Below are 23,433 nucleotides of genomic sequence, written 5' to 3'. Positions count from 1 at the left end.
AAGCAGAAATTTGTTTTATTTTTAAGTGTGTTAAGTGATATTTTATATGTTGAAAATATTATTATATATGTTGAGAAATGTTGGTTTTTCCACAGTATAATTCTTGTGTGTAGTTATAAACAAGTTTGACACAATATTTTAAACATTTAATTGCTTTATGTTTTATTAGAAATTTATGAGAGAATTCACTATTAAATAATCTTGTGCTTAATTTATTTTTGAGCCGAAAATCTAAAAAACATGTCTCTTTTTAAACTAGATGAAACAATTAATTATTTGTTACTGAGAAGTTTATTGAGTTTACTCGTAAAGAGCTTTTTCAAGGATTTTTATAATTTCTTTTAGTTCTTTATCTTTTTTTATTTTTTTTTCTATTGAGTTTATTGAGTGTAGAACTGTTGAATGATCTCTACCTCCAAAAATTTCACCAATTTCACTTAATGAACAATTTAATTTTTCTCTCATAAGAAACATAGCAATCTGCCTAGGATAAGCTATACTTTTTGTTCTTTTTTTAGATTTTAATTCCGTTAATTTTACGTTAAAATATTCACAAACAACTTTTAAAATTGAATCGAATGTTATGATTTTGTCTTTTTTAATTAAAAATTTATCAAGAGTTTTTTTTGCAAGTTCAACGGAAATTGGTTCACCATTAAATGAAGAATATGCCGATAATCTGATTAATGCCCCTATTAATTCCCTAACATTATCACTTTTTAGGTTTTCAGCAATAAAAAGAGCTACTTTTTCATCAAGAGGAATATTCATCTGCTCAGCTCTTTTCATTAAAATAGCCGTTTTTTCTTCTACAGAAGGTGGTTGAATATCAGCTATTAAACCCCAGGCAAATCTACTTTTTAATCTTTCTTCCATTTCAGGTATTTCATCTGGAGTTTTGTCTGATGTGAGTATTATCTGTTTTTGAGAATCGTATAATGAATTAAAGGTGTAGAAAAACTCCTCAGTACTTCTCTGTTTTCCAGCTAAAAACTGAACATCATCAAATAATAAAACGTCAATCTTTCTGTATTTTTCTCTAAATTCATCCATCTTTTTAGATTTCAATGATGAAATCATTTCATTTGTAAAGTTTTCACTTGATATGTATAATACTTTTAGTTTTGGAAATTTTTCTAATAATTTATTGCCCACAGCATGCATTAAGTGTGTTTTACCCAACCCAACACCACCGTAGATAAAAAGTGGATTATAAGTATGAAAATAACCCTCTGAAACAGCAAGGCATGCAGCATGAGCAAAATTATTAGAATTACCTACAACAAAATTATCGAATGTATACTGTTTATTCAAGTTAGAAGTAAAAACATCTACTGTTACAGCTGAAGAGACTGATTGTGCTATAGGTTTTTTTTGTTTTTCAGATAATTTCGTAATTACTTGAATTGTTTGTGCTTCAATAGAAAGCGATTCATTAAAGATCTTTTTTATTAAAGAAAGATATTTTGTTTCTATCCAATTTTTATAAAATTTATTTGGTGCAATGAGTTGAATAAAATCACCTCTTAATTCACCAACTTTTATTGGTTTAAGCCACGTATTAACAATTTGTTCAGAAAGATGATTTTTTGCTTCTTTTAAAACCTCTTCCCATATTCTTTCACTACCCATTTGCCCTAGCCTCAAAACCAGCCTTGTTTAATTCAGAAATTATTTTTTCAATATGATTGAATCCTTTTGTTTCAAGATCAAAAATAACTTTTGTATAATTAACTGGAAGATTTGCGTCAAACCTATGATGTTTTATATCTAAAATATTTGCTTGAAGTGAAGCTATAATGCCTGTAATAGCTGATAATGATCCTGGCATATCTTTTACATTTACCATTATTTGACAATATCTTCCTGTGGTAACCATACCTTTGTTTATTATTCTTGATATTAAATTTACATCGATATTTCCACCTGAAATTATTACAATAGTGTTTTTATTTTTTACATTAACTTTGTTGCTTAAAATGGCTGCTATTCCTACAGCCCCTGCACCTTCAACTACCAATTTAGATTGTTCAATAAGCTGAAGTATTGCATATGCTATTTCATCATCTGATACAGTAATGACATCATCAACATAACTTTCACATATTTCAAAAGTTTTATTCCCAACACGTTTTACAGCAATCCCTTCTGCAATAGTAGCAGAAGAGGATAATGTAACTACTTTTTTACGCATATGAGAGTAATACATGCCTGCTGCATTGTCAGCTTGTATTCCTATTATTTTTGTATCCGGATTGACATGTTTTACATAAGTAGCTATCCCAGAAATTAAACCACCACCACCTATGGGTACTAGAATTTGGTCTATTTCCGTAAGTTCATTTAATATTTCATATCCAATAGTACCTTGTCCAGCTATAACGTCTTCATTTTCAAAAGGGTGTATAAAAAAAAGCCCTTCTTTTTTAGATAATTCTACTGCTTTATTATAAGCATCATCATAAGTTTTACCATGAAGAATAACCTTTGCGCCATATTTAGAGGTGTTCATAATTTTTATCAAAGGTGTAATTTCAGGCATTACGATTGTTGCAGGGATATTTAATATTTTTGCGCTAAAAGCTACACCTTGTGCATGATTACCAGCGGAAGCTGCAATAACACCATTTCTGCATATTTCAGCATTTTTTAGCATGCAGTTTAAAGCACCACGAATCTTAAAAGAACCAGTTCTTTGGAGATTTTCAAGTTTTAGATAAATATTTCCATCTTTTAATTCACTAAAAATATTAGAATAATAAAGAGGAATATTTTTTATAAAACCTTTGATTCTTTCATAGGCATTGATAATTTCTCTATACATGATATTGTAGTTATACATTAAGAAAGGAATTAGTCAACTTTTTTGGAGGTTATTATGAAATATAAAGCACTTGTAACATCTGGAAGTAAAGGGTTAGGAAAATCTGTTGTGGAAAAACTGGTAAATAATGGAATAAAAACATTTTTTACATCATCGTCTAAAAAAAATATTACTAGTATTGAAAAAGAGTTAGGCAAAAGTTGTGTTGGTGTTAAATGCAATATTTTTGAAGGGAAAGATGTGGAAAACTTGTTGAAAACAATTGAAAAAGAAGAGTTTGATATTCTTGTAATAAATTCACCTGGCCCTAAAGCTGGAGAGGTTTTTGAAATAACTGATGAAGATTGGAAATCGCATTTTGATTCAATATTTTTAAATCCTGTAAAAATAATAGAAAAATGTGCAAAAATTATGATGAAAAAGAGATATGGTAGAATTTTGGTTATTACGAGTGTATCAGTTAAAAAACCTATTGATAATCTACTCATTTCAAATTGTTTAAGAGCGGCTCTGACGAGCTATGTAAAATCTTTAGCAAAAAAAGTGGCATCTTTTGGAATAACTGTAAACACAATCGCTCCTGGTTATACACTTACTGATAGAGTTAAATTTTTGATTGAAGATAAGATGAAAAGAGAAAATAAAAAATATGAAGAGGTTTATAGTAGTATTGCTAATATAATACCTGCAAAAAGAATTGCTGATGTAGAAGAATTTGCCAATGCGGCTTATTTTCTAGTTTCTAAGGAAGCTTCATATATTACAGGTACATCTTTAGTTGTGGATGGAGGCCTCACTGAATATCCATTTTAAATAATATTTTAATTTTAAGTATGTTGTAATCTTTCTGAAGCCATTTTAAACATATGTTTAAAATTTAATATTTTTAATTAATATTTTTGTTTTGTTATTTTTTGTTTGAAAAAGTAATTATTTTCTGTTATAGCACATATTATGGAAATAAAACACTTGTTAACCACAAAAGAGGTAGCTGAGTTACTTAGTATCAATGAAAAAAAGGTTTATGTTTTAGCTCAAACTGGAGTTTTGCCTGCTACTAAAATAACTGGAAAATGGCTGTTTCCAAAAAATGAACTGCTGGATTATATAAAGTTGAGTTCACTTAATAATATCTCCGATTCAAGTTTGAAAAATTTGTTAGAAAAAAATATTATTTTAATTTCAGGCTCGGATGATTTTTTGCTCCCTTTCATTTTTGAAAGATATTTCAAAGAGACTTTGAAGAGAATTTTTTATAGTAATGTAGGAAGTAAAAATGGAGTTGAAGATGTTATTTATCAGAGAGCTCATATAGCTTTTTCACATCTATACGATTTTGAAGAAAATGATTTTAATATCCCTTATTTAAAGAAGAGAAAAGTTGCAGCTAATTGTGTGGTTGTGAATCTTTTTTTTAGAGAAGTAGGTTTTGTATCGAATAGTTCATATAAAAGTTTAAAAGAGTTTTATGAAAATGGATTAAAACTGATTCAAAGGCAAACTGGTTCAGGTATTAGGATATTGCAGAATGAGATGATAAGAAAAGAAAAATTAAATCCTGAAGATATTTTTGATGAAAAGATTGTTAATACCCATTTAGAAGTTGGAATGCTAGTTAAGCAAAATAGACAGCTTTTTGGCATTACAACAAAATCGGTAGCAAATTTCTTTAATTTAAATTTTATTAAAATTTTTGATGAGCGTTTTGATATGATTTTATTAAAGAAGATTTATTTCAACCAAGAAATTCAAAATTTTCTTGAGTTTATAAGGGAAAAGTCATTTAAAAGCTTACCTATTACAGATGGTTATAATTTTAAAATAAGTGGGAGGATAGTATATGGTTAAAAAAATTTTTCTAATTTTGTTAATAGTTACTACTTTTGGTTTTGCAAAAGAGAAAATAATTGTTTTTCATGCAGGTAGCCTTAGTGTTCCTTTTGCACAAATTGAAAAAGAGTTTGAGAAAAAATATCCTCAATATGATGTGGTAAGAGAAGCTGCTGGTAGTAGAGCTTGTGCTAGAAAAATTACAGAACTGAAAAGACCTGCTGATATTATGGCAAGTGCAGATTACAAAGTTATTGATAACTTACTTATTCCAGAATATGCGAAGTTTAATATCCATTTTGTTACTAATGAAATGGCAATTGCATATACAGAAAAATCAAAATATGCTGATGTGGTAAATTCCAATAATTGGCCTGAAATTCTTCTAAAAAAAGGTGTAAAAGTGGGGCATTCCAATCCAAATTTGGATCCGTGTGGTTATAGAAGTATGCTTGTAGCTAAACTTGTTGAAAAATATTATGGAATAAAAGGTTTTTTTGAGAGACTTCTTGGATATGGTGATAGTTATGAAAATGGAGAGGAGAATAAAAAGAAGATAATTGTAAGGCCTAAAGAGACTGACCTTTTGGGATTACTTGAAGCTCATGCTATAGACTATCTTTTTATTTATAAATCGGTTGCAAAGCAACATGGATTGAAGTTTTTGGAATTACCTAAAGAAGTATCTCTTGGTGATAGTGAGTTGGCTGATTACTATAAAAATGTATCATTTAAGATTACAGGTAAAAAACCAGGTACATGGATAGAAAAAAAAGGTGCTCCTATGGTTTATGGTATTACAATTGTGGAGCATGGTGATAAATTACCTTTAAACAAGGAAGGAGCTGTTAAGTTTATAAAATTTTTGCTTTCTGAAGAAGGAAAAAAGATAATGGAAGAAAACGGACAGCGGTTTATTGAACCACCAGTAATTACAGGTAATGCTAGCATTTTAGAAAGTAAATAGATTTTCCAGTAATCAATCATTAAATGAAATAAAGTTTGTTAAGAGGATTTTTTAAAATAATAAAGGTTATTACTACTTTTTTGAGTATGTAAAAGATGGGTAACATTTTATATATAAAGAATCTTTTTGTAAAAAAAGAAAGTTTTGAATTAAAAATTGATGAGTTATCTATTGGAGAAAATGAATATTTCGTTTTACTTGGTAAAACTGGCAGTGGCAAAACGATGTTGTTGGAAACGATTGCTGGTTTTAACAAAGTTAGGAAAGGAAAAATTTTTTTTAAAGATAAAAATATTACAGATATTGCTCCTGAAAAAAGATGTTTTGGGTTTGTATATCAGGATTTTGCTTTGTTTCCGAATTTAAAAGTAAAAGAAAATATCCTTTTTTCCATTAAGTATAGAAAAATAAAAGAGTATAAAAAACTTTTTGATGAGATTATAGAGTTTTTACAGTTAGAAGGTTTGTTAAATAGAGATATTCATAACCTCAGCGGAGGAGAAAAACAGAGAGTTGCAATAGCAAGGGCGTTAATGTCAAAGCCGGAAATACTTTTACTTGATGAGCCTCTCAGTGCAATTGATCCATCATTTCGTTATGAAATAATGGAGTATTTGAAAAAAATAGTGCCAAAATATGGTATTTCAGTGATTCATGTAACTCATAATTTTCGAGAGGCTGCATTTTTAGCCAAGAAAATGGCTGTTATTTTGAATGGAAGAATAGTTGAATATGGCAATGCTAGTGATATTTTAAATAAACCAAAATATCTTGAAACAGCAAGATTTCTAGGTTTTAAGAATATCATACCTTCTTCATTACTTGATAATAAGATAAAAGGTTATTTTACAGTTGATCCCACAAAAGTTATTCTTGATAAAAAGCCAACAAAAGATATTTCTATTAAATGTGTTGTGGATGAAATAGTACCTTTTATTGATCATAAAAAAATTTATTTAATATATGGAAAAATGAAACTTTTTGTGAAAATGAATGGTAATTTGATGAAACTAAATATTACAAAGGGGGAAGAGGTTTTTATGAATATTGATAAAAAAGATATATCTTTTTTAAGAGATAAATATGGGACAAAGGATAAATAAAGCAGTTTTTTTTATATTTAGTGTTATAATTATTTTTTTTCTTGCCTTTCCAGTAGTTAAGCTGTTTTATAACAATGGTATAATTAAAATTATTAATACTGTAAGTGAAAAAGAGGTGTTTGAATCGATTATTTTAACATTTAAAGTTTCTTTTTATGCGACTGTTTGTGTATTTGTTACAGGTATTCCCCTTGCATATTTAATTGCAAGATATGATTTTTTTGGAAAATCGATTATTGAAGGGATAATTGATATCCCTACAATGATTCCGCACACGGCTGCTGGTATTGCACTGCTTGTAGCTTTTAATAGTGGTTTTTTTGCTAAAGTTTTTGATTTTTTAAAAATACAACTGATAGATAGTACAATTGGGATTATGTTTGGTATGATGTTTTTATCTGCCGCTTATCTAATAAATGGAGCAAAAGAAGGGTTTAAAAAGGTTAATATAAAGTATGAATATGTGGCAAGGACACTTGGTGCAAGCTGGTTTTCTGCTTTTGTTAGAGTAGTACTTCCTAATGCTCGAAGGGATATTGTAAATGGAATGCTAATGATGTGGGCAAGAGGGCTTGGTGAATTTGGTGCTGTGGTAATAATAGCTTATCATCCAATGATAGCACCTGTTTTGATTTATGATAGGTTTAATAATTTTGGTTTAAAATATTCTGCGCCTGTTGCAGCTGCTATGATAATGTTTTCTTTGATTATCTTTGTAATTGTAAGATTTTTAAATAATCGAGATAGTTTACGATAAGATTGTCTATTGGTTATTAAGTCAAAAAATTTTAATTTTTTTTATTGTAATTTAAGTTAAGAATTTTTCTGGGACTTTAGGGTTTGAAATATAAAATCCTTGGGCATAGTCAAATCCTAGTTTATTGATAAAGCGTAGTTTTTCAGCAGAATCAATTCCTTCACCTATGATAGCAATATTTCTAAACAGAGAGAGTTCTGTAACAGCTTTTAAAAGATATCCTGTAATTGGATTGTTTTTAACATTTTCTATTAGCTCTTTATCTATTTTTAAAAAATCTATATGCAAAGAGGTGAAAACATTTAAGTTTGAATATCCTGATCCAAAGTCGTCTATAGCAAACATCAAGTTATATTGTTCTTTTAATTGTTTGAAAGTTTTGTTGATTTCATCAAATTTTGAAAATTCTGATATTTCTGTTAGTTCAATGCAGATTTCACTAGTATTGAGTCCTTTGTTTTTATATGCATCAAGTATTGAAGTTATCATTTCAATGTATTGGTAAAAATACTCTGGTATGATATTAAAAAAATAAACACTATGATCATTTGTGTCAATTTTATATTGAAGTGCTTTGTTAATTATTACTTCATCACTTTTTATGTTGATTTTAAAATATTGAAACATATCGATAAGTTGTGATGCATTGTAAATTTTACTGTTATAATAAACTCTTGTTAGCACTTCATAGCCAAAGATTTTATTTGAATTTAAATCATAGATTCCTTGAAAAGCGGGTACAAGATGTTTATCAAAATTAACGTCATATATAAAATCAATAAATGTTTTTAATTTTTCAAAAATAGGTGATTCTGTTTTGTCAAAATAATAAATACCTTCTGGCTCTTTTGACTTAATAAACCTTGAAAACATTATTAAATAATCAATTGCTTCATTGAGATTTTGAATATCACTCGGATAATGAATTACAGAAATTCTATAATAAAGCTTAATTTTGGTATTTTCATTTAATAAAATAGGTTTATCCAACTCTTCTTTTAAATATTTTATTTTTTTAAAACAATCATTTTTATTACCAGTTAAAAAAACAATGAAATCGTCAGCGTATATATTTTCAACAAAGTCTTCATCGGAAAGTATAGATAATATACGTTCTGATATAATTTCCAATAGTTTGTTAGTAACATTAAATCCATATTTAAATCTAAAAAAAGAAAAATTATTAATATCTATATGAACAATACAACATTCGTTGTGTGTTAATTTTTTTAAATATTTATTTCGGCTAGTATGTAATTTGTTTTTTATTTTTGGTATTAATGCATGCATTGATTATCCTAAGAATTGCTTAATGCTATTGTAACTTAATATTTTAGAGCTGTAAATATATTTTAAAAATCTATCAGGAATATTTTTATACCATATATGGCACCAGCTATTGCTCCTATAATAGCTCTAATAGTTTTCAAGGTTTCCATTTATAAATGGAATTATCTACTATTTTTTTCTATAGTTAAAGTCTTATTTTTAAGTTGCAGTATAGAATTACCAAAAAACATAGGTGAAAATCTTAAACCAGTAATTATAGATGTATCAGTTACTGTCGCATATTCCATGAGATATGAATAAACCGGTGCTGATTCCACAATTATGGCTTTTGCTTTATTAATTTTGGGTAATAGTGGTAATGGTATAGATTTTGAATAAATAATAGAATCAGTTTCAATTTCATCTTTTGTACTTTTTAAATAAAAAGTTTTTCCTTTAATCTCTTTTTCAAAAAAAATTAAAGGGTGAAATGTCATTATATTATTAAATTTTGAGATCATTTTTGAAACTATACTATGATTTTGTGGAATATCTTCTTCAAAGATTTCATTTGGAACAATTTGAAAAGAATACCTTTCAAATTGCCATATTTTAAAACAGTAATTAAATAAATAATTGGCGTAGAAATTATCACTATAAATATCTGTAAATTCTTTAAAATCAAAATTAAAGGGGGATATATTTTTTTTAAGTTTATGATTTTCTACTAGCTCATCTTTTTTGTTTTCAATAATTTTTTTTACTTTATCGAAAATATTGTTGGCAAAAAGAACTGCTCTATCTTTTATATCAAGTAAATTATGTATCTCAGATATAGCTTGTATAAGTTTCTTTTTTTTCAAAGCCAATCTGGTTTTTGGAAAGAATTCTTTTAAAAGAGTATTTAAATCATAAGTAGTTGTCTCATATATCTTTGAGAAATTAGTTTTGTTGTATGAAAAGTCAAAAAATGGATATAGTGTTTGGTTATTAGTTATTAAACTTGATTGTCTTGAAAGATATATCACTTTTAAAATTTTTGAAATGTCAGGTTGAGTGTTGTAAAGAGTTGTAAAAGCGTTATTAAACTTAAAAAAGAAAATAAAGAAAATGGCAGCTAAATTAGCAACAACAACGAACAAATTATCAAGAAATTGCTCAAAATTTAGTTCTTCATAGGAATTTCTTGCATCGTCAAAATAATTTTCAAAATTAATGTTTTTTATTATATTAAGGTCAAATTCTTTAAATTTTATTTTTTTTAATTTTAAAAAAAGATGAGGTGCATAATTGAGTAAATAAAAATGATCATTTCCTTTTAATGTCCTAAAAACTATATCAAGATTATTTTTATTTATAAAAGGTTTTCCAAATATATGTTTTATTGATGGTTCCAAGGTTTTGATATTGTTTTCCATAAAGAATGGATTTAGTACATTTTCAAATATTTTGAAAAGGGATGCTGAGAAGGGAGATAACGTCTCTGGTAGCAGATAAGAGAAAAAATTGTTTGAATATAGTGTATTTTCTTTTGTTAACCCATCGTGAAATAGAGAATATTCTATATGTGTAAGTGGAGGAAAGGGTAAAATATCTCGTTTATCAAAACGTTTAATTGGTTTTGGAATTTTTTTACATTTCAAAAGGTATAAATTTTTATCATCTGTTCCAGCATCTATTTCTATGTGTTCAAAATTATCCCTTTCAAAAGAAGTAATAATTTCTGCAATTTTTGTGTAAATAGATTTTGGAAGGGAGTGTTCACTTTTTATCTCTTTTATAAAATTTTTATAAGTACCCTTGATTAAGACTGTTTTAAAGTTTTTACCTTCTACTGTTATGTAGCCATAATTTCCTTTATAACTATTTAAAATTTTAAAAAATTTTTGTAGAGTTACTGAATTATTGACTTCGTAAAAACCGCACTTTATTAGAGTGTCCTTTAAATTCATTGATTCCCCTTAAAAAAATGATAAAAAATAATAGCTGATGACTGCGATACATTAAGTGAGTCTATTTGACCGTTCATTTCAATTTTGAATGTGATATGTGCACGTTTTAAAACATTAGGTCTTATTCCCTTTTCTTCAGAACCCAAAACAATACAATTACGCTCTGTGTTATAAACTTTTGAGAGTGTTTTTTTTCCATTTATGTCAGCAGCAGAAACGAAAAAACCTACTTCAAGTAGTTTATCAAGAGTTCTTGCAATATTAGTTACTTGAACAATTTTGGAATAAATAATACTGCCTGCACTTGCTTTAAAAACTGTTGCAGTAACAGGGCATTGATTATTTTTTGCCACTATGAAATAGGTTATACCAAAACAATGGCCAGCTCTTATTATTGCACCGAAATTTTGTGGATCTTTAATCTGATCAAGGACGACAATATTTTTTTCTAAAATTAAGTCTTCATACTCTTCTTCAAAATTGTAATACTTAAAAGGGACTTCTGCTGCAATAGATTGAGCAGATTTTGGAAATTTTTTGTCAAAAATTGACGCTGGCAAGATTTCATAAGGGATGTTTTCACTAAATTTTATGCATATTTCATCTCTAAAAAAAAGTTTTTTAGCTTTTTTACTTTTTAGGGCTTCTTTTACAGGATTTTTACCATAAATAATCATAATTTTTGTTACTCCTCATATTTTTAAACTTTTAAAAAGTTTCATTTCTTTTACATATCTAATCATCTTAAGGAAGGTTTAAATTACAGCCTCCATTTTATTTTTGTAATGGATTATAGAAACAAAGAAAAATAAAATTATTATAGAAATTTTAATCTGTGTAGTTTCTGAAAAGAGTATTGTTAGCCAGAATATGTTGTTTAACAATATTTTAAAAGGTTGAATATTTGATAATCTGTATTTGAAAACAAAGAAAAGTGATAGAAAAAAGATAAAAGTTATAACGATAAAAGGTGACAAATTGCTAAGTATATAAAGAGTAAAATTGAGAGAAAGTATAAACATCGGCAAAAAGAATAATAAAAATAAAGTCAAAAAGAAGTTACCTACTTTTTTTAAAAATAGAGTAAAAGGATTTATTTCGAATGGATAAGAAAATATATATGTTTTAGTAAGACCTATTAAAATTAGCATACTAACAAATTGTGAGAAATTTATTTTTTTTTCGATAAATAAAACGAAAGGAACCCATATAGGGATATATGCGAAAAGAAAATTAAAAGTAAAAAAAGGGTTTAACACTGCAAACTTTAATATTGTTATGCTATGCTTCATTAAGCATCTCTTTTAATTTATGTAAAATATTTAATGACTCTAGGGGCGTTATATTATTTATATCAATTTTTCTTAATTCTTCAATAACTGGACTCTCTTCAAAAATTAGTATAGGTTCCTTTATAACTATTTCTTCCCTTTTGGCAATTTTAGGTAATCCTTCCATACTAAATTCATTTTTTTCAAGTTGTTTTAATATTTCATTACTACGCTTTATCACTTCTTTAGGTAATCCAGCAAGTTTAGCTACATGTATACCATAACTTCTATCTGCAGAGCCTGGTATAATTTTTCTTAAAAATATAATTTCGTCATTCCATTCTTTTACGTCAATTGTATAGTTTTTTACACCGTCGGTAGTCAGAGCAATATCTGTTAATTCGTGATAATGGGTTGCAAAGAGAGTTTTGGCTTTTAAGTTTTTTGCTATGTATTCTGCCACTGCCCATGCTATGGAAAGGCCATCATAAGTGGATGTACCTCGCCCGATTTCATCAAGTATAATAAGAGAATTTGAAGAGGCATTTCCCAATATATTTGCTGTTTCTACCATTTCCACCATAAAGGTGGACTCTCCTTTAGCAAGATTGTCGCTTGCTCCTATCCGTGTAAAAATTCTGTCCACAAGACCAATTTTTGCTTCTTTTGCAGGGACAAAACTTCCCATATGTGCCATAATGGTGATGAGAGCAGTCATACGCAGATAAGTACTTTTACCTGCCATATTTGGACCGGTGATTATCAAAAGCCTGTTTTTATTAGTGTCTAAAAAAATATCATTCGGGACGAAAGGTTCATCTGTTTTCTGCTCTATTACCGGATGACGACCTTCTAAAATCTTTAATTCATCAGTATCATCAATGATTGGGCGAATATAATTGTATTTTATGGCAGAGTGTGCAAGGGAAAGAAGCATGTCAAGATTTGCGATTAATGAAGCTTGTTTTCTCAATCTTTCAACATTTAGCTCCACGTTTTTTCTTATTTTTAAAAATTGCTCGTATTCTAATTCGTTTAATCTTGTGTCTGCTTCCATAATTTTTATCTCTAATTCTTTTAATTCATCAGTGATGAATCGTTCTGCATTAACTAGTGTTTGTTTTCTGATAAAATAGGAAGGCACTTTTGAAAGATGTGATTTGGAAACTTCTATGTAGTAGCCAAAAACCTTATTAAACTTTATTTTAAGATTTGTTATACCAGTTTTTTCTCTTTCCTTTTGCTCTAATTTTGCAAGTAATATGGTACTATTTTTTTTAATTTCACGAAATTCATCAATAATATTGTTAAAACCTTCTTTTATTACTCCTCCATTTGTAATTTGAAAAGGAGGATCATCTACAATACTTTTATCTATAAGATCGAATATATCTTCCAAGGTGTCAAACTGTTCTCCAAAATCTTTTAAAACAGGATGATTTGCAGACAATAATACTTTTTTTAAAGTTGGTAGAATTTCTATGGAATTTTTTATCCATATAAGATCTCTAGCATTTGATTTTTTTGCAGTTAGCCTAGAGGCTATACGTTCAAGGTCATAAACTTTTGATAACAATTCCTGCAATTTTGACTTTAATTCTTGATTAAATATAAATGCTTCAATTAAATCTTGACGCCATCTGATAAGTTGAAGATTTTTTGATGGGCGAAGTATAGATAATTTTAATAAACGTTCTCCCATTGCTGTTTTACAGAAATTCAGCAACTCAAAAAGAGTATTTTTAGTAGAACCATCTCTTAAATTCTTTACAAGTTCTAGTGTATTTACTGCTACAGAGTCAAGATATAACTCATCTTCTACTGTGAGTAAAACTGGTGGTTTAATTGTTATATTTAAAAGAAGCTCATCAAAATATTTGATAGCAAAATAAATAGGTTTGGCAAACTTTACGTTATCTAAACCTAGTGATTTCAAGCTACTTACTTTGTAATGGTCGCATATTGTAGACTCAACAGTTTTTTCAAATGTGGGATAGTTGATTATTTGTGAGTTGATTTTTGAATTATTCAAGGGTTTATTACCTATAATCTCTTTAGGGGACCATTTTTCAATGATATTTTCTAAGTCATTTCCTATTGTTATAAATAGATCACCAGTGGATGTATCTACAAGAGCAACGTAATAACTGTCTTTATCTTTGTAAAAGGATAGAAGAAAGTTGTAATCTGCACTTTTTATGGACTCTTCTTCTATAATTGTGGCTGGAGTTATTACTCTAATTACTCCTCTTTTTACAATCCCTTTTGCTGTAGCAGGATCTTCAAGCTGTTCACATATGGCAACTTTTTTCCCAGCATTAATCAATTTATCAAGATAACTTTGATATGAGTGATATGGAATACCACACATAGGGATAGGATTTTCATCTTTTTTATTTCTTGATGTTAATGCAATTCCAAGGATTTTTGATGCTTCAATGGCATCGTTTTCGAACATTTCATAAAAATCACCCATTCTAAAAAACAAAATACAATCTGGGTATTTATTTTTTATTTCATAATACTGTTTCATCATTGGAGTAAGTTTTACGTCTTTTTTATCCATAGTTGCTTTTTTTATTCCGTTATTTTTTTAGATCAATTTACTTTATTATAAATTTAAAGAGTTACCCATATTACTTTACAAAACATCTTCAATTTAAGCATTAAAATTTTTAAATTAAACTTAGCTATTCTCATTTATAATTCAACAGCATATATTGTCAAATTATAATGTATAGATAAAACTTCATTTTTAAAAGTTATTTTTTGTTAGGATGTGGGTTGATAGAGATCTATTCAGATGTATTTTCAAAGTTTACAAGATGGGCATTACCGGTGATTATAAGTGGTATTTATTTGAAAAATAATGTTTGAATAGATTTACATCTAGGGCAGATATCGTAATAATCGTTAAAAGATTCACCACATTTTTTACAAATGTACAGATATTCATCAAAAAGGTTTGATAAAATTTCATCTTCTTTAAATAAAACATATTGTTTTGCTACAATATTTATTTTCTTTTCTTTTAGAAAGTCTTGTAAAATTGAGATAGCTTTTTGTTTATCCCCTTTTTTACTGAAGTATTCTGACAAAAATATATAATAAATAGGATTTTTATTTTTAGTTGATACTTTACCAATACATTTTTTTACAAACTCATCTAGTTTTTCTTTGTCATAATAAATAGTTGAAACAAAATTAATATCATCTTTTTTAAAGAAAACATCGTTATCAATAATCCAGTTTAATTGATTATACAATAACTTATCATTTTCAATTTTTTTATAAACTTTAATAAGCTCATAATTTGCGAGTCTAAATGAGGAAAAGGAATTTATAGACTTTTTAAGCTGTTTAATTTTTCCTTTAAGGTCAGAAGTTTTCTCTGATAGTTTAAAATAGCCATAAGCAATTTCCTTACTTATATCTTTTTTAGAAAGTTTTGCATATTTCGAATAAAATTTTATTGCATTTTCATATTCCCCTTTTTCGAAAAGAAGGGTAGCCATTAGTTTATATAAAACTGGGGATTTGTCGATTTTCAAAAGAGTATTGAGATAGTAAATCGCTTTTTCAAATTGTCCTGAAAGTTTGTAATCTAATACTAATTCATGCAAAATTTGCTTTTTTAAATCTTCTTTTAAGTTTTTTTCACCCACAGCACTTTCATGGATATGTATAGCTTTTAAATACTCTCCTTTATTTCTAAATAGCGTTCCTAAGGCAACGTACATTTCCACCATATGGGTGTTGTTTCTCACAACCTCTTTTAATTCATCTAACGCTTTATCGTACTCTTGATTAATTAAGTATCCAAACCCTTTTAAAAAAGATTTTTTGCTTTTATCATCCACTTTATTCCTCAGATTTTTTAAAAATTTTTTTAAAATCATTATATAATAAAATTACTCCTCTTTTTCTTTGCTTAAAGGTAAATTTTTTAGCCTAATAATTTCTTTTTCCAATTCTTTATTTTCCTTTTTTAATGAATTAATTTCTTTTTTTAATTTAATTTTTTCGGTAAATGCTATAAAAGCAGAAATTATCACACCTAGGATGAAAGCAGCAAGTACTACAAAAAAAAGAGGTAACTGAATAGGTGGTTTATTAAAAAAATACTTTATATCTACTGATTGCATATTAAAAGCAGCAAAAAGAGCTATTAATGCAATAATAATTGTTTTTATAATTGTACTAAGAGTTTTCATAGATCCTCCATATGTATTTCTTTATAGATTTTATCATATGTATCAAGAATGTGCTCAGAAATAACCTTTGTCCCAGCCAATGTAGGCATAAAATTAGTATCCCCAATCCATCTAGGGACTATGTGGAAGTGTACATGAGCTTCTATGCCTGCTCCTGCAGCTCTACCAATATTAAATCCAGTATTAAAACCATCAGGACGCATACATTTTTTTATAGCCTTTATACTTTTTTGAACTAAATGCATTATATCAAGAAGTTCATCGTCACATAAATCTTCTATATTGCCGGTATGTTTATAGGGTGCTACCATCAGGTGTCCGTTATTGTAAGGAAACAAATTCATCATGATAAAAGCATGTTTCCCACGGTATAAAATAAGATTGTTTCTATCATTATTTTCCTTTGGCTTTGTACAAAAAATACACCCTTCATCTTTATGTACACCTGATATATATTTCATTCTCCATGGTGCCCAAAGTTTATCCATTGATCACCTCTTCCAGCTTGTTTACAGTTTTGCTTAATGTATCATTTATTACAATATCTGCAAGAGAATCGTATGGTGTTGAAGTTTTGTTAATAATAGCAACAGTTGCACCGGCTTCTTTTGCATAACCAGGTAAGAGGGCTGCTGGCATCACTACAAGTGAAGATCCCATAACAATGAAAAGATCACAGTTTTTCGAATAAGTAACAGATTCTTCCAATATATCTTCTGGTAATGATTCACCGAAAAATACTACGTTTGGTTTAATAATACCTCCGCATTGTAGACATGTTGGTGCGGTCTTTAGTTTCTTAGCAATTTCAAATATTCTTCTTGTTGAATATTGAACATTACAATTTAAACATATTGATTTTGTTAAATCGCCATGTAATTGAAGGACATTTTTAGAACCTGCTTTTTGGTGGAGTCCATCTATATTCTGGGTTATAATGGCCTTAACTTTTCCTTTTATTTCCAGTTCCGATATAAAATAATGTGCATCATTTGGTTTTGCGTTAAATATTGTATCAAATGTTTCTAAAGCAAAATCATAAAATTTTTTAGGATTGCGCTTAAACCCATCGATGGTAATAAAGTCAAGATCAGAATATTTATTCCATAAACCAGTCGTTGGTGATCTAAAATCTGGAATTCCACTTTCAGTGCTTATCCCTGCGCCTGTAAAGAAGACAATATTTTTCGAATTAACTATTTTTTCAGCTAGTTTGTTAATTTTGCTCATTTTTGAAATATATCAAATGATTTAGTTTTTATCAACTTTAAGATTGCTGAGGCAGGTTAATTTTTTTTCATGAAAAATAGTTAAATTATAAATAGAAGATTTTAAGATTTTTTGTTCAATTAAAAATCATAAATGAGACAAAAAATATCTTAAAAAAGTCTTGACAATCACAGAATTTTTAATTAGAATTATTATAAATAAAGCATAAGGAGGTAATGTGATGAGTTTAGTAGCTAAGAAAGCACCACTTTTTGAAGAAGATGCAGTGGTAAACAAAGAGTTTAAGAAAATTAAATTAGAGGATTACAGAGGTAAGTGGGTTGTTCTTTTTTTCTATCCCCTTGACTTTACATTTGTATGTCCAACTGAAATTACAGCTTTAAGCGATGCGTATGAAGAATTTCAAAAGAGGAATTGTGAGGTTATAGGAGTTTCAACTGATAGTAAATTTTCACATCTTGCATGGATCAATACTCCTAGAGAAGAAGGAGGACTAGGTGATATTAAGTATCCACTAGTTGCTGATTTTACAAAGAAAATTTCTGAAGATTATGGTGTTCTTTTGCCAGCTGGCATGGCACTGAGAGCTACTTTTATCATAGATCCTGATGGTGTAGTTCAATTTGAACTTATTCACGATTTGGGAATCGGTAGAAATGTAAAAGAGATTTTAAGAAGTTTGGATGCTCTTCAGTATACAAAAAAACATGGTGAAGTATGCCCTGCAGGTTGGGAGCCAGGAAAGGAAACAATGGTTCCTGATCCGGAAAAGATGAAAGATTTTTTCAAAAAGGTACCACAGGGGCACTTCTAATAGAACCTCCCAAATTTGCCGCCCTGTTTGGGCGGCTTTTTTATAATATATAATTCTTTTAACTTTATTTTCTAAACAGTTTATTTTGGTATAACATGGAATCACAGCTTGACATAAAAGACGATATCTGATATATCAGATATCAAAGAGGTGAGTTTTATGACAAATTCTAAAATACTTTACACAAAATCTCTTAGAGAGCAGGTTTATGATTATTTAAAACAGGAAATTAATGATGGGCGATTAAAAAGAGGCGATTTTATCGATATAAATAAATTATGTATAATGCTTGGTATTAGCAAAACCCCACTTCGAGATGCGTTATTACAGCTTGAAATTGATGGTTTTGTAAAAATTTTACCAAGAAAAGGGGTTGTTGTTAATGATTTAACTTTGGATGATATAAAAAATTATTATGAAATGATTGGTGGATTGGAAAGTTCTGTACTTTTGAGTGTGGCTGATAATATGCTTGCTGAAGATTTTGATAAAATGGAAAAGTTAAATGATGAGATGGAGCAGGCTCTTAATCAGGATGATTTTGATTTATATTATGAAAAAAATGTAGAATTCCATAATATATATCTCAGTAAAAGCTGCAATACTCCCCTTTTGCGTACCTTGGAAGTTTGTAAACAGCGTCTTTATGATTTTCCTCGTAAAAAAGATTATGTGCCTGAGTGGGAATACAGTTCTTTACATGAACATGCCAAAATTGTGGAATTTTTAAGAATAGGAGAATTTGTTAAAGCTGCTAATTATATCCGTGATGTGCATTGGTCCTTTAATGTGCAGAAAAAATATATTTTACAGTACTACTCCAATGAGATGTCAGGTGGTTAAAGGGATAGTATTTGATATTAAAAAATACTCTGTTCATGATGGTGCTGGTATCAGAAGTACTGTGTTTCTCAAAGGTTGTCCATTGAAGTGTTTATGGTGCCATAATCCGGAGAGTCAAAAGCTTTCTGCTCAAATGATTTTTTATATAGATAGATGTATTCAATGTAAGACATGTGAGTCAGTTTGCCCTAAAAGTTGCATAAAAATAGATGAAAACATGTATTTGGACGATTCCTGTAGCTTTTGTGGAGTATGTATAATGGATTGTCCTACAAATGCCATTGAGATAGTGGGTAAAGAGATGGAAGTGAGTGAAGTTATAAATGAAATTAAAAAAGATGAGATATTTTATGGATATTCTAAAGGGGGAGTTACATTTTCAGGTGGGGAGCCGTTTGTTCAGTTTGAATTTTTATATGAACTTTTAAAATTATCTAAAATTGAAGGTTGGCATACATCTGTGGACACCTGTGGATATGTGGAATTTTTCAAAATTCAAAAGTGTAATAGATATATTGATACGTATCTTTATGATTTAAAAATAATAGATGATTTAAAGCATAAAGAGTATACCGGGGTGTCTAACAGGTTGATTCTCGAAAACCTGGAAAGATTATCTAAAATTGCAAAAGAAATTAGGATTAGAATTCCTTTAATTCCAGGGGTAAACGATTCTAAGAGTGATTTGAAAATGTTTTTAAAATTTATTAGTAAAATTGAGAATGTATCTGGTGTGGATATCTTACCGTTTCATAATATTATGCTTGAAAAATACCGCAGACTGAACATGAATTATCTTTTGGATGAATCACTTACTCTTGAGAGGGAAAGAATAGAAGAATTTAGGGAATTTTTTGAAAAAAACAATTTTGATGTAACCATAGGGGGATAATATGGCTGTAAAAACATGTGCTTTACATTTTCCTACAGGTGAACAATATCTTGAAAGAGGTTCTACAGACAGAGTAAGAAGACTCAGAAGAAAAAGTATTGAAGCAATAGAACATATTAGTGGAGAGCGAGCAAAATTAATAACAGAATTTTATAAAAATAATAGAGAAGTATCTATCCCTATTATGAGGGGAAAGGCAATTAAGTATTTAATGGAGAAGAAAACGGTTTATATAGATAAAGATGAGCTAATTGTGGGAGAAAGAGGGGATAAGCCGAAGGGGACACCTACTTACCCAGAGGTTTGCTGTCATACTTTAGAGGATTTGAAGCTGTTAAATGATAGAGAAAAGGTGCCTTATAAAGTAAGCGAAGAGGTATTTGAGCTTTATAAAAAAGAGATAATTCCTTTTTGGAAAGGAAGAACAATAAGAGAAAAGATTTATAAAGAGATGGATGAAGCTTGGATGAGTGCTTACAAAGCTGGTGTTTTTACGGAGTTTATGGAACAGAGAGCTCCGGGCCATACGGTGTTGGATGATAAAATTTACAGAATGGGGATGAAAGATTTTATTGCAAAAATAGATGATAGAATTAATAGACTTGATTTTGAAAAAGACCCCATTGCTTTAGATAAAAGAGAACAATTGGTTGGTATGAAGTATGCTGCAGAAGGTATAATAATCTATGCAAAAAGACATGCAGCAAAGTTGAGAGAATTTGCTAAGGAAGAGAATGACCCTGTTAAAAAAGAGGAGTTATTAAATCTTGCTGAGATTTGTGAGTGGGTACCTGAAAATGCTCCGAGAACCTTTCATGAGGCATTACAATATTATTGGTTTGTACATTTGGGAGTTATAATCGAATTAAATACCTGGGATGCTTTTAATCCTGGTAAACTTGATAGACATCTTTACCCCTTTTATAAAAAAGATATTGAAGAAGGTAAACTTACCAAAGAAAAAGCAAAAGAATTATTGGAATGTTTCTGGATAAAATTTAATAATCAGCCTGCACCGCCAAAGGTAGGGGTAACTGCAAAAGAGAGTGCTACATACACAGATTTTGCTCAAATAAATCTTGGTGGACTAAATGAAGATGGAAGTGATGCAGTTAATGAACTTACCTATCTCATTCTTGATGTTATAGAAGAAATGAGGTTGTTGCAGCCGAGTACTAGTATTCATGTTAGCAAGAAAAGTTCTGATAAATTTATTAAAAAAGCTTTGCATATAATAAAGACAGGGTTTGGTCAGCCTTCAGTTTTCAATGCTGATGCGGTTATTCAAGAATTGTTGAGACAGGATAAAAGTCTAGTTGATGCAAGAAATGGTGGTACAAGTGGTTGCGTGGAAGCTGGAGCTTTTGGTAAAGAAAATTATGCTCTTACTGGCTATTTTAATCTTGTTAAGGTGCTTGAAGTAACTCTTTATAATGGAATTGACCCTTTGTCAGGGGAAAAAATTGGTGTTGAGACAGGGGATGTAAATAATTTCAAAAGCTTTGAGGAATTAATGGATGCATTTAAAAAACAACTTGAATACTTTATAAACGTAAAGATAAAAGGGAACCTTATAATAGAGAGGATATATGCGAGATATTTACCTTCTCCCTTTTTATCTATTTTTATAGATGATTGTATCGAAAAGGGGATGGATTACAATGCGGGTGGTGCTAGATACAACTCTCTTTATATCCAAGGGGTTGGGATAGGTACTATTACAGACTCTTTATCTGCAATCAAGTACCATGTTTTTGAAAATAAAAGGTTCACCATGGCGCAGTTAATGGAGATGCTTCATAAAAATTTTAATGGTTTTGAAAGAGAGAGGTTGATTCTATGGAATAAAACTCCAAAATATGGCAATGATGATGATTATGCCGATAGTATAATGAAGGAAATTTTTGAATCATTTTTTAGTTGCGTTGACGGACGTGCAACAACAAAACCAGGTGGAAAATTTAGGGTTAATATGCTCCCAACTACATGTCATGTTTATTTTGGTGAAGTTTGTGGAGCAACCCCTGATGGTAGGTTCGCCTACGAACCGCTTTCTGAAGGAATATCACCAGTGCAAGGTTGTGATAGAAATGGTCCTACAGCAGTTATAAAATCGGCTTCAAAGATGGATCATTTAAAAACTGGAGGGAGTCTGTTGAATGTAAAATTTACTCCATCATTTATGCAAACGGAAAAAGGGATTGATGCTGTATGTGGCTTGATAAAAGGGTATTTTGCTATGGATGGTCACCATATTCAGTTTAATGTGATAGATGCAGAAACGCTTAAAAAGGCAAAAAAGCATCCTGAGAGATATAGAGATCTTATTGTTCGTGTTGCAGGGTACAGCGATTATTTCTGTGATTTAAATGAGAAATTACAGGATGAGATTATAAAGAGAACAGAACATGAAACGGTATAAAATAGAGAATCTATAAATCAAAAAGTACTTGACAAATTATAAAATGTTTATATATTAACAATTCGCTGACGCGGGGTAGAGCAGTTTGGTAGCTCGTCGGGCTCATAACCCGAAGGTCGTCGGTTCAAATCCGGCCCCCGCAACCAAGTAAATAACCCGGCTTCATGCCGGTTTTTTTGTATGGCGGCATAGCTCAGCTGGTGAGAGCATGCGGCTCATATCCGCAGGGTCCGGGGTTCAAGTCCCTGTGCCGCCATCTTATTTATAAATCGACAATTTCATATTTTATTAATCTTCATTAGGTTTATTTACAGAATATAAATATATCGCTTATTTTACAACTTTCAGTGCAAATCATTGTACCATTGATTTTGTGTAAAACTTTTATCCTCCTGTAATCTACCATATTTTTCAACTTTCTTATTTTTCAACACAGCTGAAAAATAGTTCGAAACTGATAACAAATTAAAGTTTCTATCATTCTTGCGGTTCTGTCATATAAGTTTATGTAAAATAATGCAAAAATTAGTTAACACTTTTGTTAACTTTTAAGTTGGCAATTTTGTAATTTTTTTATTGACATTAAAAGCTGAATAAAAGAAACTCAAAGATGTGGTATAGATAGCTTTATATTGTTGTGCTAGAATACCTTCTTTTGCTTATCAGTTACGGGTTAGGCTATTCGTTATTCCAATTTTCCAAATCTCTTTTCATGTTGAGAAACTCCTCTCTGGTTATTTCACCTTTTGCGTATCTTTGTTTTAATGTGTTTAAGGCTTCATGTGAACTCGATTTCTCTATGTTTTTATTTGACCCCAAACCTTTTATAAGATAAAAAATTGCATAAATTACTGCTATTAATATAACTAGCCATATAATCATATTAAACACCCCTAAAAATCCAAATCCATATCCACCACCAAATCCATGCATCATAGCTTACCCCCTTATAGATAAAGGGATGGGTAAAACCCACCCCTTTTAATCATCATCTTTATCATAGTTGTCTGGAAAAGGTCCCATTACAAAACCCCAAGGATTTACA

General features: G+C 29.4%; 20 protein-coding genes and 2 tRNA genes. 11 read left to right on the top strand and 11 right to left on the bottom strand.

All coding sequences use genetic code 11. The features are described from left to right. Positions 1-300: 300 nt before the first annotated feature. Positions 301-1,632, bottom strand: coding sequence for a chromosomal replication initiator protein DnaA (gene dnaA / locus OWK30_RS00110; RefSeq protein WP_423322357.1), 1,332 nt, complete (start codon positions 1,630-1,632; stop codon positions 301-303). After that, positions 1,625-2,842, bottom strand: a complete 1,218-nt coding sequence (gene ilvA, locus OWK30_RS00105) for a threonine ammonia-lyase (protein WP_423322355.1) — start codon at positions 2,840-2,842, stop codon at positions 1,625-1,627. Before ilvA ends, dnaA begins: the two co-directional genes overlap by 8 nt. Before the next feature lie 36 nt (positions 2,843-2,878). On the opposite strand from ilvA, the gene OWK30_RS00100 reads away from it, so the two are divergent. From OWK30_RS00100 to OWK30_RS00080, 5 genes are all read left to right on the top strand, one after another. Further along, entirely contained in the window at positions 2,879-3,637 is a 759-nt protein-coding gene (locus OWK30_RS00100; RefSeq protein WP_423322353.1) for an SDR family oxidoreductase, read from the top strand. A gap of 141 nt (positions 3,638-3,778) precedes the next feature. Then, positions 3,779-4,672 (top strand): substrate-binding domain-containing protein, encoded by an 894-nt coding sequence (locus tag OWK30_RS00095; protein WP_423322351.1) that lies wholly within the window; start codon positions 3,779-3,781, stop codon positions 4,670-4,672. Next, on the top strand, positions 4,665-5,621 hold the full coding sequence (gene wtpA / locus OWK30_RS00090) for a tungstate ABC transporter substrate-binding protein WtpA (RefSeq protein WP_423322349.1): 957 nt from the start codon (positions 4,665-4,667) through the stop codon (positions 5,619-5,621). Before OWK30_RS00095 ends, wtpA begins: the two co-directional genes overlap by 8 nt. Positions 5,622-5,716: 95 nt before the next feature. Continuing rightward, entirely contained in the window at positions 5,717-6,724 is a 1,008-nt protein-coding gene (locus tag OWK30_RS00085) for an ATP-binding cassette domain-containing protein (protein WP_423322347.1), read from the top strand. Continuing rightward, positions 6,705-7,481 (top strand): ABC transporter permease, encoded by a 777-nt coding sequence (locus OWK30_RS00080; RefSeq protein WP_423322345.1) that lies wholly within the window; start codon positions 6,705-6,707, stop codon positions 7,479-7,481. Before OWK30_RS00085 ends, OWK30_RS00080 begins: the two co-directional genes overlap by 20 nt. Positions 7,482-7,532: 51 nt before the next feature. On the opposite strand, the gene OWK30_RS00075 is transcribed toward OWK30_RS00080, so the two are convergent. The 8 genes from OWK30_RS00075 to OWK30_RS00040 form a co-directional block, all read right to left on the bottom strand. Further along, on the bottom strand, positions 7,533-8,771 hold the full coding sequence (locus tag OWK30_RS00075; RefSeq protein WP_423322343.1) for an EAL domain-containing protein: 1,239 nt from the start codon (positions 8,769-8,771) through the stop codon (positions 7,533-7,535). Positions 8,772-8,932: 161 nt separating this feature from the next. Next, positions 8,933-10,702 carry a hypothetical protein gene (locus tag OWK30_RS00070; RefSeq protein WP_423322341.1) on the bottom strand — a complete coding sequence of 590 codons (1,770 nt, stop codon included), beginning with the start codon at positions 10,700-10,702 and terminating at the stop codon, positions 8,933-8,935. Next, positions 10,699-11,379, bottom strand: a complete 681-nt coding sequence (rlmB, locus tag OWK30_RS00065) for a 23S rRNA (guanosine(2251)-2'-O)-methyltransferase RlmB (protein WP_423322339.1) — start codon at positions 11,377-11,379, stop codon at positions 10,699-10,701. The genes OWK30_RS00070 and rlmB overlap by 4 nt, the downstream gene beginning before the upstream one ends. Before the next feature lie 604 nt (positions 11,380-11,983). Beyond that, the gene (mutS, locus tag OWK30_RS00060; RefSeq protein WP_423322337.1) at positions 11,984-14,539 is read right to left on the bottom strand and encodes a DNA mismatch repair protein MutS; all 2,556 of its coding nucleotides are present in this window, start codon (positions 14,537-14,539) and stop codon (positions 11,984-11,986) included. A 289-nt stretch (positions 14,540-14,828) separates the two neighbouring features. Further along, positions 14,829-15,833 (bottom strand): tetratricopeptide repeat protein, encoded by a 1,005-nt coding sequence (locus tag OWK30_RS00055; RefSeq protein ID WP_423322335.1) that lies wholly within the window; start codon positions 15,831-15,833, stop codon positions 14,829-14,831. A gap of 51 nt (positions 15,834-15,884) precedes the next feature. Further along, positions 15,885-16,187, bottom strand: a complete 303-nt coding sequence (locus OWK30_RS00050; protein WP_423322333.1) for a lipopolysaccharide assembly protein LapA domain-containing protein — start codon at positions 16,185-16,187, stop codon at positions 15,885-15,887. Further along, positions 16,184-16,675: an HIT family protein gene (locus OWK30_RS00045; RefSeq protein ID WP_423322331.1), complete on the bottom strand. Its 492-nt coding sequence runs from the start codon at positions 16,673-16,675 to the stop codon at positions 16,184-16,186. Before OWK30_RS00045 ends, OWK30_RS00050 begins: the two co-directional genes overlap by 4 nt. After that, positions 16,668-17,417, bottom strand: a complete 750-nt coding sequence (locus OWK30_RS00040; RefSeq protein ID WP_423322329.1) for an NAD-dependent protein deacylase — start codon at positions 17,415-17,417, stop codon at positions 16,668-16,670. The genes OWK30_RS00045 and OWK30_RS00040 overlap by 8 nt, the downstream gene beginning before the upstream one ends. Positions 17,418-17,637: 220 nt before the next feature. Between OWK30_RS00040 and OWK30_RS00035 the strand changes: the two genes are divergently transcribed. The 6 genes from OWK30_RS00035 to OWK30_RS00010 all read left to right on the top strand — a co-directional run bounded on the left by OWK30_RS00035 (position 17,638) and on the right by OWK30_RS00010 (position 22,644). Next, the gene (locus OWK30_RS00035; RefSeq protein ID WP_423322327.1) at positions 17,638-18,231 is read left to right on the top strand and encodes a peroxiredoxin; all 594 of its coding nucleotides are present in this window, start codon (positions 17,638-17,640) and stop codon (positions 18,229-18,231) included. A 159-nt stretch (positions 18,232-18,390) separates the two neighbouring features. Beyond that, on the top strand, positions 18,391-19,074 hold the full coding sequence (locus OWK30_RS00030; protein WP_423322325.1) for a GntR family transcriptional regulator: 684 nt from the start codon (positions 18,391-18,393) through the stop codon (positions 19,072-19,074). Beyond that, on the top strand, positions 19,019-19,966 hold the full coding sequence (locus OWK30_RS00025) for a glycyl-radical enzyme activating protein (protein ID WP_423322323.1): 948 nt from the start codon (positions 19,019-19,021) through the stop codon (positions 19,964-19,966). The genes OWK30_RS00030 and OWK30_RS00025 overlap by 56 nt, the downstream gene beginning before the upstream one ends. A gap of 1 nt (position 19,967) precedes the next feature. After that, positions 19,968-22,388 (top strand): trans-4-hydroxy-L-proline dehydratase, encoded by a 2,421-nt coding sequence (gene hypD, locus OWK30_RS00020; RefSeq protein WP_423322321.1) that lies wholly within the window; start codon positions 19,968-19,970, stop codon positions 22,386-22,388. Positions 22,389-22,457: 69 nt separating this feature from the next. Next, positions 22,458-22,534 (top strand) — tRNA-Met (locus tag OWK30_RS00015). A gap of 36 nt (positions 22,535-22,570) precedes the next feature. Beyond that, positions 22,571-22,644: transfer RNA gene (locus OWK30_RS00010), tRNA-Met, on the top strand. A gap of 422 nt (positions 22,645-23,066) precedes the next feature. On the opposite strand, the gene OWK30_RS00005 is transcribed toward OWK30_RS00010, so the two are convergent. Then, positions 23,067-23,324 carry an SHOCT domain-containing protein gene (locus tag OWK30_RS00005; protein WP_423322319.1) on the bottom strand — a complete coding sequence of 86 codons (258 nt, stop codon included), beginning with the start codon at positions 23,322-23,324 and terminating at the stop codon, positions 23,067-23,069. Between the last annotated feature and the right edge of the window lie 109 nt (positions 23,325-23,433).

Origin of the sequence: Deferribacter abyssi (genome assembly GCF_049472655.1) — a bacterium.
Taxonomy (GTDB): Bacteria; Chrysiogenota; Deferribacteres; order Deferribacterales; family Deferribacteraceae; genus Deferribacter; species Deferribacter abyssi.
Note: the sequence above shows the minus strand (reverse complement) of the source record. Positions and strands in the feature narration are given on the sequence as shown.